The sequence below is a fragment of the Allobosea sp. BE125 genome (genome assembly GCF_031456075.1).
In the GTDB taxonomy this organism is placed as follows: Bacteria; Pseudomonadota; Alphaproteobacteria; order Rhizobiales; family Beijerinckiaceae; genus Allobosea.
In genome coordinates this window covers 163,317-177,813 of record NZ_JAVDTY010000013.1, presented here as the reverse complement: position 1 = coordinate 177,813, position 14,497 = coordinate 163,317, and the positions used below count along the sequence as shown (strand labels likewise).

Sequence of the window (14,497 nt, the reverse complement as noted above, 5' to 3'; positions counted from 1 at the left end):
GGCCGGCGCGCCGCGCGGTCGAGCCGATGGAGAACCCTGTCATGCATGGACATGCGGTGCTGTCGCCTGCGCCTGTCCCCGAGAAGGGCATTGCCCATCTCGCCGGCAAGCTCGACCGCGCGGTCGGCGGCTTCGTCGAGGCCGTGGCGGCCGCGCTCGTCCTGGTCGAGATCGTCATTCTCGGGGCGGGCGTGACGGCGCGCTATGTCTTCCACAAGCCCCTGATCTGGTCGGACGAACTTGCCTCGATCCTGTTCCTCTGGCTCTCGATGCTGGGCGCGGTCGTTGCGCTCCGGCGCGGCGAGCATATGCGCATGACCGGCCTCGTCAGCCGTGTCGGGCCGCAGACGCGCGCTTTGCTGGAGGCGCTGGCGATCACCGCCTCGATCGCCTTCCTGCTGATGATCCTGCCCCACGCGCTGGAATATGCCGAGGAGGAGAGGTTCATCGTCACCCCGGCGCTGGAGATCACCAATGCCTGGCGCGCGGCGGCAATTCCCGTCGGCATGGGGCTGATGCTGCTGGCGGCGTGTTTCCGCCTGCTGCGCTTCGGTTCGCTCAAACCCGTATTGCTGGCGCTCGGCCTCACAGTTGCCCTCGTTCTGCTGTTCTGGCTTGCCGGCCCCGCGCTGAAGCCGCTGGGCAAGCTCAACCTCGTGGTCTTCTTCGTCGGGGTGGTGGCGCTCAACGTCTTCTCAGGCGTGCCGATCGCCTTCTCCTTCGCGCTCGCCACCTTCGGCTATCTCGCGCTCACCACCGCGACGCCATTGATCGTCATGGTCGGGCGGCTCGACGAGGGCATGAGCCATCTCATCCTGCTCGCCGTGCCGCTGTTCATCTTCCTGGGCGCGCTGATCGAGATGACCGGCATGGCCCGCGCCATGATCCAGTTCCTCGCCTCGCTGCTCGGCCATGTCCGCGGCGGCCTGTCCTATGTGCTGGTCGGGGCGATGTATCTCGTCTCCGGCATTTCGGGCTCGAAGATCGCCGACATGGCCGCGATCGCGCCGGTGCTCTTCCCGGAGATGCAGAAGCGCGGCGCCAAGCCCGGCGATCTCGTCGCCCTGCTCTCGGCGACAGGCGCGCAGACCGAGACGATCCCGCCCTCGATCGTGTTGATCACCATCGGCTCGGTGACGGGCGTCTCGATCGCGGCGCTCTTCACCGGCGGCATGCTGCCTGGTGTCGTGCTCGGCGCCGCGCTCTGCTTCGTGATCTGGTGGCGCTATCGCGGCGAGGATCTCAGCCATGTCGCGCGCTACTCGAAGCGCGAGATCGGCAAGCTCGCTCTGGTCGCGCTGCCGGCCGTCTCGCTGCCTTTCGTCATTCGCGCCGCGGTCGTCGAGGGCGTGGCGACGGCGACCGAGGTCTCGACCATCGGCATCGCCTATTCCGTCGTGATGGGGCTTCTGGTCTACCGCCAGTTCGACTGGCGCCGGCTGCCGCGCATGCTGGTCGACACCGCCTCGCTGACGGGCGCGATCATCTTCATCGTCGGCTGCGCCACGGCCATGGCCTGGGGCCTGACCCAATCCGGCTTCTCGCAGGATCTGGCGAAGATCATGGCCGCTGTGCCGGGTGGAACCTGGGGCTTCCTGGCGATCTCGATCGTCGCCTTCATCATCCTCGGTAGCGTGCTGGAGGGCATTCCGGCGATCGTGCTGTTCGGACCGCTCCTGTTCCCGATCGCCAAGCAGGTCGGCGTGCATGAGGTCCATTACGCCATGGTGGTGATCTTCGCGATGGGCATCGGCCTCTTCGCGCCGCCCTTCGGCGTTGGCTATTACGGCGCCTGCGCGATCAGCAAGATCAATCCCGACGAGGGCCTGAAATACATCTGGGGCTACATGCTGGCCCTGCTGATCGGCCTCGTTGTGGTCGCCGCCGTGCCGTGGATCTCCACCGGCTTCCTGAAATTCTGACCCTTCACCGCTCTTCGAACGCGAGGCAATCCCATGAGCCGCTTCTTCGGCCAGATCCGCCAGGCTGGCTATGTCGTCCCCGATATCGAGGCGGCGATGGACTACTGGAGTCGTGTCCTCGGCGTCGGACCGTTCTTCTACAACCCGAAGGTTCCGATCAGGAATTACCGCTACAAGGGTGAGAGCTACGAGCCGCATAATTCGGTCGCGCTGGCCAATTCCGGGCCGCTCCAGATCGAACTGATCCAATGCCGCAACGACGTGCCCTCGATGTATCGCGACTTCACCCAGGCCGGGCATAGCGGTCTGCAGCATGTCGCCTACTGGACCGACAGCTACGACGCCGATCTCGAACGCCTGGTCGGGCAGGGCTTCAAGCCGGTGATGTCAGGCGAAGTCGGCGAGCGCGGCCGCTTCATCTATTTCGACACGCACTACCATCCCGGCACCGTGATCGAGCTGTCGGAGGTCGCCGGCCCCAAGGGCGAGATGTTCCGCCTTATCCGCGAGGCCTCGGAAGGCTGGGACGGCAAGGATCCCGTGCGTCCATTCCCCGATCTCAGCAAGCTCTGAGAGCGGCAAGGCGAGGCGGCGCCTTCCCCGTCATTGCGAGCGCGGTGAAGCAATGCTGAGTCTCGCAGGCGGTTCCCCGGATTGCTTATTCGGCCGTGCCTCCGTGTAATGACGGCAGGCCGAAGGATGGCGGGCCGAACAATGGCAGGCCCAACGATGGATCGACGAGATGACCAGTGAGCGTTTCGAGGCGAGCTATCTGATCGAGACACCGCTTGATCCGAGGAAGGTGGCGCAGGTGATGGCGGGCGAGCAGTCCAGCGGCACCTTCACCCGCGTCGCCGGCGAGACCGACGAATTGCGCGAGCGGGCGAGCGCCGTCGTCACCAAGGTCGAGGAGCTTGAAACGGTCGCCACGCCGAGCCTGCCCAATGCCTGGCTCGCCCGCAAAGGCGTCTCCGGCCCCTGGCGGCGGGCCCGTGTCGCGATCTCGTTCCCGGTCGACAATGTCGGCGCCAATCTGGCGACCCTGGCCGCGATCGTCGCGGGTAATCTCTATGATCTCGGCGAGGTCACGGGGCTCAGGCTCGATACGATCACGCTGCCTGCCTCCTTCCGGGCCCGCTTCCCGCTGCCGAGCCAGGGCATTAGTGGGACGCGCCGGCTGACGGGCGTCCAGAAGGGGCCGCTGGTCGGCTCGATCATCAAGCCCAATGTCGGGCTGAGCGTGGAGGAGACGGCGACGCTCATCGCCAAGCTCTGCGAGGCGGGGCTCGATTTCATCAAGGATGACGAGATCTCTGCCGATCCCGTCCATGCGCCGCTGGCGCAACGCGTGCCGGCGGTGATGGCTGCCGTGCGCCGCCATCAGGATCGCACCGGCAAGGCGGTGATGGTCGCCTTCAACATCACCGACGAGACCGACGCGATGCGCCGCCATGCCGATCTGGTGGCGCGCGAGGGCGGAACCTGCGTCATGACGAGCCTGAACTGGTGCGGGTTCTCGGCCATGGAGACGCTGCGCCGCTCGACCGATCTCGCCGTGCACGGCCATCGCAACGGCTATGGCGCGCTCTCGCGCCATCCCATGCTCGGTATCTCGTTCCAGGCCTATCAGACGCTCTGGCGGCTCGCCGGCGTCGATCACATGCATGTCCACGGCCTGCAGGGAAAATTCGCGCAGGAGGACGAGGAGGTCGTCTCCTCCGCCAGGGATTGCGTGACGCCCTTGACCGCGGGCATCGATGACCGCGTCATGCCGGCCTTCTCCTCGGGCCAATGGGCCGGCACGGCCCAGCCGACCTGGGATGCGATCGGCCATTCCGACCTGCTCTTCATGGCTGGCGGCGGCATTCTCGCCCATCCCGGCGGGCCGGCGGCCGGCGTGGTCAGCATCCGGCAGGCCTGGGATGCCGTGATGGCAGGCATTTCGCTGGAGGAGGCCGCCAGGACGCAGGGCGAATTGCGGCAGGCGCTCGATTTCTTCGGCAAGCTTGCTGGTTGAGGCCCTGATGGCAAACCCATCGCCGCTCTATGGCTGGTATGGCGACGATTTCACCGGCGCGACCGACACCTTGTCGGCGCTGGCGGAGCAGAGGAGGCGCGCGCTCCTGTTCCTGCGGATTCCGACGCCGGAGCAACTGAGCGCTGCAGGTCCGCTCGACGCCATCGGCATCGCCGGGGCGACCCGCTCGATGGAACCGGTCGCGATGGCAGCCGAGCTCGACGAGGCCGGCCGCTTCTTCGCCGCGCAGGGCGTCGCACTGCTGCACTATAAATGCTGCTCGACCTTCGACAGCGCGCCACTTATCGGCAGCATCGGCGCGGCGGTGAAGGCGCTGCGCCCCTATTTTCAGAATCCGTTCCTGCCGATCCTCGGCGGCCAGCCCAATCTCGGCCGCTACTGCCTGTTCGGAAACCTGTTCGCCGCGGCCGGCATCGGCGGCGTGGTCCACAGGATCGATCGCCATCCAACGATGAGCGTGCACCCTGTCACGCCGATGGCGGAGGCGGATCTGCGCCGGCATCTCACGGCGCAGGGGCTGGAGCGGATCGCCCTGCTCGACTATCGCAGCTGGGAGGACGGGGCGGAGGCTGCGCTCGCCGCCTGTCTTGCCACGGAGCCTGGCGCAGTCCTGCTCGATGTCGCCCGCGCTTCCGATCTCCTGGTCATCGGCAAGCTGATCGCGCAGCGGGCGCAGGCGCAGCCGATGCTTGCCGTCGGTCCAAGCTCCGTCGCCCAGGCGCTGGCTGGCCTGTGGGGTGCCCAGGAGGAAGCCGCAGCGAGGGCTGTTCCGCCGCGGCGCGATGGTCCCGTACTGGCGCTGGTCGGCAGCCTTTCGCCGGTGACCCGGGCGCAGGTCGAGGTCGCGACGGGCTTTGCCAAGCTGGCGATCGAGCCGCGCAGGCTTCTCGATGACGCAGCCTATGCCGAGGCGCTGCGGCAGGAGGCGCTCCGGCGATTGACGGAGGGCCATGTCATGCTGATCACCGAGCGTCCGTCTCAGGCTCCGGAGAATGCCGGCGGCGTCGCGGCGGCAACCGGCCTGCTGCTGCGCGGCATCATTGCCGAGGCGCGCCTGTCCCGGCTCGTCGTCGCCGGCGGCGACACGTCGAGCCTGGCCGTCAAATCGCTCGACATCTGGGGGCTGTCCTATCGCGGTCCGCTGGCTTCGGGCGCGCCGCTCTGCCGGACCCATAGCGACGATCCTCGCCTGGACGATCTCGATATCGTCCTGAAGGGCGGCCAGATGGGACCGGTCGATTTCTTCGCGAGAGCGACCGCCGGCTGATCCTTAGGAGGTCTGCTCTTCTGCCGCCGCGGTCTCGTCCTGCTCATGCAGGACGGTGCGGTCGAGTTTCGGCGTCATCGTGTCGAGTAGCGGCAAGGCCGCTGCGCCAAGAGCCGCCGTGAGCCTGCCGGTCGCGCCGCGCTGCACGCGCGGCACGCTGCGGCCGGAGCGGTTCGAGACCGAGACGGCCAAAGGCGACATCGCGTCGATCAAGGCGTCGATGACGCCATCGGGCAAGCCGCCGCCTAGGATGATCGTCTCCGGGTCGAACAGGTTTTCCAGCATCACCAGCATCGGCGCGAGCAGCCGGGCCGCTTCCGTGATCCAGCCCAGCACGGCGGGGTGCCCGGCCAGATGCAGCCGCGCGACCTCATCGGGGCCGGCATGGGCAATCCCGGCGGCGCGCAGGGCCTCGCTCAGCGCATGGGTCGAAGCATAGCGTTCGAGGCAGCCCTGGCCGCCGCAGGCGCAGGCGAGCCCGTGCTGAACCACCGGGATATGGCCGATCTCGCCGGCATTGCCGAAGGCGCCGCGATAAGGCTGCCCGCCGATGATGCTGCCGAGCCCCAGGCCCGCGCCGAAATAGATCAGGCAGAAATGCCGCAGATTCCGCCCCAGCCCATGCAGATGCTCGCCGACGGCGGCCGCCGTCGCGTCGTTCTCGATCGTGACGGGTGTTTGCAGTGCCAATGACAGGAGCTGGCCGGCATCGTGCCCGGCCCAGCCCGGCAGGGGTGATGAGCCGACCGAGTTCATCCCCTCGATCTCGAACGGGCCCGGCATCACCACGCCGCAGCCGAGCAGGCGGCGTGGCAATCCCGCCCCGGTGCGGGCAAGGGCGAGTTCGGCAGCGGCGAGCGCCTGCACGGCCTCGAGCCCGGAATTGCCCAGGGGCACGATGCGCTGCGCCCGGACTTCGCCGGCGAGATCGACCAGGACGGTGGTGATGTGGTCGGCGGCGATCTCCATGCCGGCTGTCATGCCGCCATCGGCATTGACCGCAAGCTCCATCGGCGGCTGGCCGCGCGCCGTGCGCCGGCGGCCCAACTCGATCAGGAAACCTTCATCGACCAGCTCCGCGACGATGTTCGAGACCGCCTGCGCCGTCAGCCGCGTCAGGGCGGCGATGTCGGAGCGGCCGAGCCGGCCGTGCTGGCGCACCGTCTCCAGCACCACGCGGCGGTTATGGCTGCGCGTTCGCTCGGGATTGGTGCCGACGGCGACGCTGCGGGACGGGGAAGAGCGGCGGTGAGGCATGATGGGCCAGTGCTTCTTGAGATCGACAGGCTGCGCTTTCGATTAATCCAACTCAAGTGAATTAATCGATTGACAGGATGGTGGGGCTGGAGCGAGCATGACGGTCGCACGTCTTGAATGCCGAATTTGAGGGCAAGGGCACAGGCGTCGTCACGACAGGGGAGAGGATCATGCGCGGCTTTCGAGGAATGCTGTTGGGTCTGCTGGTTTCGTTCGGTGCAGTCACCGGCGCGGCGGCTCAGACGGTCGAGATCGAATATTGGCAATATGTCTTCGACGCCCGCATCAAGGCGATGAACGAGCTGATCAAGCGGTTCGAGGCTGCCAATCCCAATATCAAGGTCAAGCACACGACCTTCCCCTATGCCGACTACCAGACCAAGATCGCGGCCGCCGTTCCCGCCGGCCAGGGGCCGGATGTGGTGCAGCTGTTCTATGGCTGGCTCGACAATTTCGTCGCCGCCAAATTCATCCAGCCGCTGCCGCGCGACGCCTTTCCGCCGGCGATGATCGAGAAGGAATTCTATCCGATCGTCTCCGCGATGAAGCGCGATGGCGAGTATTACGGCCTGCCGACCGCGGTGCGCTCGCTGGCGCTGTTCTACAACAAGAAGCTGTTCCAGGAGGCGGGTCTCGATCCCGCCAAGCCACCCGCGACGATCGACGAACTCCTCGACGCGGCCAAGAAGACGACCAAGCGCGACGCTGCCGGCAACATGCTCTCGGCCGGCATCACGCTCGATTTCCCCGGGCAGGACTATCATTGGTGGCGTGAGACGCTGCTGCGCCAGAATGGCGGCGCGCCCTATAGCGACGACAATAGGAAGGTCACCTATGACAGCGAGGCCGGCGCCAAGTCCCTGAACTGGTATGCCGATCTCCAGCGTGTCCACAAGGTCGGCCAGGTCGGCTTCATGGATGAAGGTCAGGCCGCCTTCCGCGCCGGCCGCGCCGCAATGACCATCGACGGCTCGTTCCGGCTCGGCGGGTTCGGGGCGATCAAGGCCTTCGAGTGGGGCGTCGCCGAACTGCCGGCGGGCGCGGACGGCAAGAAGGCGAACTTCGCCAGCTACTGGGTCAACGCCATCACCGCCAAGCCGACCGGCGAGAAGCTCGAAGCCGCCAAGAAGTTCATGGCCTTCGTCACCTCGCCCGAGGCGATGCAGCTCTGGCTCGAGACTGTCGGCGAACTGCCGGCCCGCAAGGCAGCGGCCGAGACGGAGAAGAACCTGAACCACCCGATCTATGGGCCCTTCCTCAAGGCGCTGAACTATTCCCATGCCACGGTCTTCGTCGACGAGATGGGCCAGCGCCAGGTCTCGCTCGACATGATCAACCGCGTGCTGATCCAGAACCAGGACGCCAAGGCCTCGCTCGCTGAGGCGGCCAAGGCGGAACAGGCGATCCTCGACAAGTTCTACAAGAAGTAGGGGCGGGTTCCCTCGAAACCGCATCGTCATTCCGGACAAGCGGCGAAGCCGCTCCGATCCGGAATCCATCCTGGAGCTCCGGAACCCTCCGATGGATTCCGGGTCTCCGTTTCGCTCCGCCCGGAATGACGTGGCGGGGCGACCAGAAACAGTTTTCCCGTAGAGTTCAGATCTCGTCGCGATGAGCATGCCAATCCAACAGGAGACCTCCGGCGGCCGCTTTTGGGGCGGGCTCTCCCTGCGCCGGAAGCAGGTCGTCTGGGCCTGGGCCTTCCTGGCCGTCCCGATCCTGTTCTATGCGCTGATCCGCTTCTATCCGACGGTCGAGGCGTTCTATCTGTCGACGACCAATTGGAACCTGTTCTCCAAGCCCGGCTTCGTCGGATTGGCGAACTTCCAGCGGCTCTGGGCCGATGTCGTGTTCTGGCAGGTCTTCCGCAACACCGTGCTCTATCTCGCCATCGGCACGCCGGTGAGCCTGATCCTGGCCTTCACCATCGCCTATCACCTCGACCGCGTCCGCTTCCTGCACGGCTTCATCCGGGCGCTCTATTTCCTGCCCTTCCTCACGACGGCGGCGGCCATGGCCTGGGTCTGGCGCTGGTTCTACCAGCCGGTGCCGATCGGCATGATCAACGATCTGCTCTCAGGCTTCGGCCTGCCGCAGCAGCCCTTCCTGCGTTCGACCAGCCAGGCTCTGCCTTCGGTGCTGGCGCCGGCGATCTGGGCGGGCTTAGGCTTCCAGGTGGTGATCTTCCTCGCCGGCCTGCGCGCCATCCCCAACACCTATTACGAGGCGGCGCGCATCGACGGCGTCTCCAATCTGACGATCCTGCGCCGGATCACGATTCCCCTGCTGAAGCCGACGATCATCTTCCTCGTCGTGTTCTCCTCAATCGGCTTCCTGCGCATCTTCGACCAGGTCTACAACATGACGAGCGGCGATCCCGGCGGGCCTTTGAACGCCACCAAGCCGCTGGTGCTGATGATCTACCAGACCGCCTTCTCCTCCTTCGAGATGGGCTATGCGGCGGCGCAGACAGTGGTGCTCTTCCTCGTCCTGCTCGCCGTCTCCTTCCTGCAATTGCGCCTGCTGAGGGACCGCTGATGGCCGCGCTGTCCTTTACCATGCCAGCTCTCGCCAAGTCTGCTCTTGCCAAGTCTGGCCGTTTCAAACCCGGCCGCATCGCCATCTGGCTGTTGCTGCTTGCGGGCGGCGTGCTGATGATCACGCCGCTGCTCTTCATGTTCTCGACCTCGCTGAAGGACGCCTCCGAGGTCTATGATCTCAGATTGGTGCCGGCCCATCCGACGCTCGACAACTATGTCACGGTGCTGTCCGACGGGCGCTTTCTGCGCTGGTTCGGCAATTCGCTGGGCATCGCCACGGCGGTGACGCTGTCGAACGTCTTCTTCGACAGCCTGGTCGGCTACACCCTGGCGAAATTCCAGTTCCGCGGGCGCTACTTCGTCTTCTTGGCGATCCTCTCGACCCTGATGATCCCGACCGAGATGCTGGTCATTCCCTGGTACGTCATGGCCCGGAATTTCGGCTGGCTCGACAGCTATTGGGGCATCATGTTCCCGGGCATGATGACGGCCTTCGGCACCTTCCTGATGAAGCAGTTCTTCGAGACGGTGCCCGACGATTTCCTCGAAGCCGCCCGCGTCGATGGGCTCAACGAATTCGCGATCTTCTGGCGCATCGCCATGCCGCTGGTGACGCCAGCGCTCTCGGCGCTCGCGATCTTCACCTTCCTGAGCAACTGGACGGCCTTCATCTGGCCGCTGATCGTGACGACCAGCAAGGAACTTTACACGCTGCCCGTCGGCCTCTCGAGCTTCGCCGTGGAGTCGCAGATCCAGTGGGAGCTGATCATGACGGGCGCGGCGCTCGCGACGCTGCCGACGCTGACGGTCTTCCTCGTGCTGCAGCGCTACATCGTGCGCGGCGTCGTGATGGCCGGTCTGAAGGGTTGATCCGATGAGCAGATATGCAGATCCGCGCCTGAGCGACGCCTCCGTCTTCCCTGATCCGGTATACAAGGAAACGGTGCTGCGCCCGCTCTTCGACGGGGCCAAGACCCATCATGTCGAGGCTTTCCGCGCCATCGACCGCGCCCATCTCGTCATGCTGGCCGAGACCGGCATCCTGCCGCGCGAGACCGCAGGCAGTATCGCCAGGGCGCTCGCTGAGATCGATGCGGAGATCGATCCGGCCGCGTTGAGCTATACCGGCGAGGTCGAGGATTTCTTCTTCCTGATCGAAGCGGAGCTGCGCAAGCGGCTCAGCCCCGACGACACCGGCCGTCTGCACACCGGCCGCTCGCGCAACGATATCGACCATACCTTGTTCAAGCTGGCGCTGAAGCCGCGCCTCGACCGGCTCGCGGCCAAGCTGCGCGCGCTGATCGCCGCGACACTGGCCCTGGCCGAACGCGAGAAGGCGACGCTGATCGTCGCCTACACCCATGGCCAGCCGGCCCAGCCGACGACCTTCGGGCACTACCTGGCAGCGGCCGTCGAAGTGATGCTGCGCGACCATGAGCGATTGCTGCAGGCGCGCGCATTGCTCGACCTTTCGCCGATGGGCGCGGCCGCGATCACCACCTCGGGATTCCCGCTCGACCGAGCCCGTGTCGCGCATCTCCTGGGTTTCGCCGCGCCGCTGGAGAATTCCTATGGCTGCATCGCCGCGATCGACTACGTCACCGCGACCTATAGCGCGGTCGAACTGGTCTTCCTGCATCTCGGCCGACTGATCCAGGACCTCCAGGTCTGGACCGCCTTCGAGGTCGGCCAGCTCTATGTGCCCAATGCCTTCGTGCAGATCTCCTCGATCATGCCGCAGAAGCGCAATCCGGTGCCGATCGAACATCTGCGCCATCTCTCCTCGCAGGCGATGGCGCGCGCCCGTTTGGTCAGGGACGTCGTCCACAACACCCCCTTCACCGACATGAACGACGCGGAAGGCGAGACCAACGAGGCCGGCTACCAGGCCTTCGCCACGGGCGAGCGCGTGCTCGATCTGCTCGCCGCGCTGCTGCCATCGATGAGCGTCGACGGCCGCCGTGTCGCCGAGAACATCCGCCGCTCCTGCATCACCATCACCGAACTCGCCGATACGCTGGTGCGCCGCGAGGGGCTCTCCTTCCGAGCCGCGCATGAGATTGCAGCCAGCGTCGCGCGCGCCGTCGTCGCGCTCGACGGCGATCTGCCGCGCGATGGCTATGCCCCCTTCCTCGAGGCCTTCCGCCATCACACCGGCCGTGAGCCGGCGCTGATGGCAGGCGATTTCGCGGACGTGGTGTCGCCGGAAAACTTCGTCGCGGTGCGCGAGCGCTTCGGCGGGCCGGGACCGCAGGCGCTGGGCAAGGCGCTGGCGGGTTATCGCGCCAGGCTCGATGCGGCCGATGGCGCTGCAGCCGACATAGCCATGCGCGAACAAGCGGCGCGGCAGGAACTCGACGCGGCCTTCGCCGCCCTGATGGAAACGGCGTAATGGCGGGTATCGAACTTCAAGGGCTGATCAAGCGCTATGGCGCGACGCAGGTCGTCCACGGCATCGACCTCACCGTCGCCGATGGCGAGTTCGTCGTCTTCGTCGGCCCTTCAGGCTGCGGCAAGTCGACGACCTTGCGCATGATCGCGGGGCTGGAGGACATCGACGGTGGAGAGATCAGCATCGGCGGCAAGGTCGTGAACCGGCTGGAGCCGAAGGATCGCAACATCGCGATGGTGTTCCAGAACTATGCGATCTATCCGCATATGAGCGTCGCCGAGAATATCGGCTTCGGCCTCCATACCGCCAAGCTCGACAAGGCCGAGAAGCGCAAGCGGGTCGAGCAGGTCGCCGGCATTCTCGGGCTGGAGCCGTTGCTGGAGCGCAGGCCCTCGGCCTTGTCCGGCGGCCAGCGCCAGCGCGTCGCCATCGGCCGCGCCATGGTGCGCGACCCCACGGTTTTCCTCTTTGACGAGCCGCTCTCCAATCTCGACGCGCAATTGCGTGCGCAGATGCGGCTCGAGATCAAGCGCCTGCACCAGCGGCTCGGCACCACCATCGTCTTCGTCACGCATGACCAGGTCGAGGCGATGACCCTGGCTGACCGCATCGTCGTGATGCGCGATGGCCGCATCCTCCAGGTCGGCGCACCGATGGAGCTTTATGAGAAGCCCGCCGATGTCTTCACCGCCCGCTTCATCGGCTCGCCGACCATGAATGTCCTGCCTGGCTGCGTAACGATCCAGGCCGGGATTGCGACGCTGACACTGGGCGAAAAACCGGTCGCCTTGCCGGGCAGCCCGGAGGGGATTCCCGCGGATGTCCTCGTCGGCGTCAGGCCGCAGCAATTGCGTGTTCTGGCGGGCGACGAGCCGGCCGATCTCGTGCTGACCGGCATCGTGGCGGTGATCGAGCCGCTCGGCTCCGAGACCTTCGTCCATGTCGAGTTCGGCGGCGGGCTGATCCTGGCCTCGGCTCCCGCCAAGTCGCCGCCTGCTGTCGGCGCGGCCGTGCGGCTCGGTGCGCCCGTGGCCAGCCTGACGCTGTTCGATGCCGCAAGCGAGCGCGCGCTATGACTGGCGGGCGCAATCTCGTCCTCAGCATCGGCCGGCTCTATTGCGATCTCGTCTTCCGGGGGTTGGAAGCGCTGCCCAGGCTCGGCGAGGAGCGCTTCGCCAAGGATGTCTCGGTCGTGCCGGGCGGCGGCGGCTTCATCACGGCGGCCCATCTGGCGTCGCTCGGTGAGCGGGCGGCGCTGCTCGCGCGCATCGGAACCGATCCGTTGTCGGAGGTCATCGCACCGGCCCTGCAGCAGAGCGGTGTCGATCTGCGCTGGCTCGAGCGGGCGCCCGATGCCGGGCCGCAACCCACCGTGGTGATGGTGCAAGCAGGCGAACGCGCCTTCCTGTCGCGCCGGGCCGGCAAGGCGCGGCCCACCACTCTCGAAGCCGCCTTGGCAGATGCCGAGGCGCGCCATCTGCACATCGCCGAATTCGCGACGCTCGCCGAGAGTCCGGAACTGGTCTCGCTCGCCAAGCTCGCAGGCCTCACCGTCTCGCTTGATCCGAGCTGGGACGACGCCCTGATCCACGATCCCGATCTCGTCCTGCGCTCGACCGGCACAGATATCTTCCTGCCCAACGCCTCCGAGGCCCGGGCGATTGCCGGTTGCGAGGATCTCGACCAGGCGGGCCGCCGGCTCGCCCGTCATTTCCCCGTCGTCGTCATCAAGGATGGTGCGGCCGGTGCACGCCTGTTCCAGCGCGAGCAGAGCCTGAACCTGCCCGCGCCACAGGGCGGCCCGGTTCTCGATACCACCGGCGCGGGTGATGCCTTCAATGCCGGTTTCATCGCGGCCTGGATCGCGGGCCGTCCGCCGAGCCAGGCCCTTGCCGAGGGGATCGCCTGCGGGACGCTGTCGGTCCAGGGGGTGGGCGGCGCCGGTATGCGGCTCGCTCGCGGCCGGGTCGCCGATATCAGCAAGACGCTGCTCGAGGAGCATGGTCGCATCGATGCCTGAAGCGCTCCTGACGAGCGAGGCCGCCGAAGCCGCCCTGGTCGCCGACAGGCAGATCACGGGCAATGCCGTGGTCATGGCAGAGCTTGGCGAACTCTTGCGCCGGCAAAGGCCAGCCTTCGTCGCGAGCTGCGCGCGCGGCTCGTCGGACCATGCCGCGACCTATGGCAAATACCTGATCGAGCGGACGCTGGGCTTGCCGGTGGCGTCGCTCGGCCCGAGCCTGGCCTCGGTTTATGGCGGCAAGCTTGATCTCTCCGGGGCGTTGTTCATCGCCGTCTCGCAATCCGGCCATAGTCCCGACGCCTTGCGCCTGACCGAGGCCGCCAAGCGCGGCGGCGCGCTGGTGGTCGGCTTCGTCAATGACGAGGCTTCGCCGCTGGCGGGTCTGGTCGATGTGCTGGTTCCGTTGCGGGCGGGGCCGGAGAAAAGCGTCGCGGCGACGAAGAGCTTCCTCGCCACCTGCATCGCCTTCCTTCATCTCACGGCGGCCTGGAGCCAGGACGAGGCGCTCGTCGCGGCGCTGGAGCAGGCGCCGCGGTTGCTCGCCGAGGCGGGCGATTGCGACTGGTCGCCGATGTTCGCAGGGCTGAAGGATGCCGCCAGCCTCTATGTGATCGGCCGTGGCCTCGGTCTCGGCATCGCGCAGGAAATGGCGCTGAAGTTCAAGGAGACCTGCCGCATCCACGCCGAAGCCTTCAGCGCCGCCGAAGTGCTGCATGGACCTTTGGCGCTGGTCGGTCCGGGCTTCCCGGCGATCGTGCTCGATCCAGCCGATGAGGGGCGCGACAGCACCTTGTCCGTCGCTTCGGCGCTCGCGCGCTTTGGCGCTGAGATCGCCTATGCCGGACATGGCTCGAATATCGGCGCGGCCCTGCCGATGCCGCCTGACGTCTCTGCCGCGCTCGCCCCGCTCGTCCAGGCGCGGGCTTTCTATGGCGGCATTGCCGCGCTTGCGGTCGCGCGCGGGCTCGATCCCGACAATCCCCCGCATCTCAACAAGGTGACCCGGACGCTTTGACCGGGATCGGTCGCGCGTAGAGCAGTCCCGGTGCGCGCCGACA

At 66.6% G+C, this 14,497-nt stretch carries 12 protein-coding genes; 11 read left to right on the top strand and 1 reads right to left on the bottom strand.

Annotated features, from left to right (window positions below; genetic code table 11):
* The first annotated feature begins 41 nt into the window (after positions 1-41).
* The 4 genes from J2Y55_RS25250 (at position 42) to J2Y55_RS25235 (ending at position 5,227) form a co-directional block, all read left to right on the top strand.
* Complete coding sequence (locus J2Y55_RS25250; RefSeq protein ID WP_310159002.1) at positions 42-1,922, top strand: TRAP transporter large permease; 1,881 nt, start codon at positions 42-44, stop codon at positions 1,920-1,922.
* 33 nt (positions 1,923-1,955) lie between these two features.
* Positions 1,956-2,495, top strand: coding sequence for a VOC family protein (locus J2Y55_RS25245; protein ID WP_310159000.1), 540 nt, complete (start codon positions 1,956-1,958; stop codon positions 2,493-2,495).
* Between the two features lie 169 nt (positions 2,496-2,664).
* A complete protein-coding gene (locus J2Y55_RS25240; RefSeq protein WP_310158998.1) occupies positions 2,665-3,939 on the top strand; it encodes a ribulose-bisphosphate carboxylase large subunit family protein in 1,275 nt (424 codons plus the stop codon).
* 7 nt (positions 3,940-3,946) lie between these two features.
* On the top strand, positions 3,947-5,227 hold the full coding sequence (locus J2Y55_RS25235) for a four-carbon acid sugar kinase family protein (RefSeq protein WP_310158995.1): 1,281 nt from the start codon (positions 3,947-3,949) through the stop codon (positions 5,225-5,227).
* Positions 5,228-5,230: 3 nt separating this feature from the next.
* On the opposite strand, the gene J2Y55_RS25230 is transcribed toward J2Y55_RS25235, so the two are convergent.
* Complete coding sequence (locus tag J2Y55_RS25230; RefSeq protein WP_310158994.1) at positions 5,231-6,484, bottom strand: ROK family protein; 1,254 nt, start codon at positions 6,482-6,484, stop codon at positions 5,231-5,233.
* A gap of 170 nt (positions 6,485-6,654) precedes the next feature.
* Between J2Y55_RS25230 and J2Y55_RS25225 the strand changes: the two genes are divergently transcribed.
* The 7 genes from J2Y55_RS25225 (at position 6,655) to J2Y55_RS25195 (ending at position 14,454) form a co-directional block, all read left to right on the top strand.
* Positions 6,655-7,914, top strand: a complete 1,260-nt coding sequence (locus J2Y55_RS25225; protein ID WP_404979030.1) for an extracellular solute-binding protein — start codon at positions 6,655-6,657, stop codon at positions 7,912-7,914.
* A 187-nt stretch (positions 7,915-8,101) separates the two neighbouring features.
* On the top strand, positions 8,102-9,022 hold the full coding sequence (locus tag J2Y55_RS25220) for a carbohydrate ABC transporter permease (protein ID WP_404979036.1): 921 nt from the start codon (positions 8,102-8,104) through the stop codon (positions 9,020-9,022).
* Positions 9,023-9,042: 20 nt separating this feature from the next.
* Entirely contained in the window at positions 9,043-9,894 is an 852-nt protein-coding gene (locus J2Y55_RS25215) for a carbohydrate ABC transporter permease (RefSeq protein WP_310159067.1), read from the top strand.
* 4 nt (positions 9,895-9,898) lie between these two features.
* Positions 9,899-11,416 carry an argininosuccinate lyase gene (argH, locus tag J2Y55_RS25210; RefSeq protein ID WP_310158992.1) on the top strand — a complete coding sequence of 506 codons (1,518 nt, stop codon included), beginning with the start codon at positions 9,899-9,901 and terminating at the stop codon, positions 11,414-11,416.
* Complete coding sequence (locus J2Y55_RS25205; RefSeq protein ID WP_310158991.1) at positions 11,416-12,492, top strand: ABC transporter ATP-binding protein; 1,077 nt, start codon at positions 11,416-11,418, stop codon at positions 12,490-12,492. Before argH ends, J2Y55_RS25205 begins: the two co-directional genes overlap by 1 nt.
* Positions 12,489-13,436 carry a carbohydrate kinase family protein gene (locus J2Y55_RS25200; protein WP_310158990.1) on the top strand — a complete coding sequence of 316 codons (948 nt, stop codon included), beginning with the start codon at positions 12,489-12,491 and terminating at the stop codon, positions 13,434-13,436. The genes J2Y55_RS25205 and J2Y55_RS25200 overlap by 4 nt, the downstream gene beginning before the upstream one ends.
* Positions 13,429-14,454: an SIS domain-containing protein gene (locus J2Y55_RS25195; RefSeq protein WP_310158989.1), complete on the top strand. Its 1,026-nt coding sequence runs from the start codon at positions 13,429-13,431 to the stop codon at positions 14,452-14,454. Before J2Y55_RS25200 ends, J2Y55_RS25195 begins: the two co-directional genes overlap by 8 nt.
* Positions 14,455-14,497: the final 43 nt, after the last annotated feature.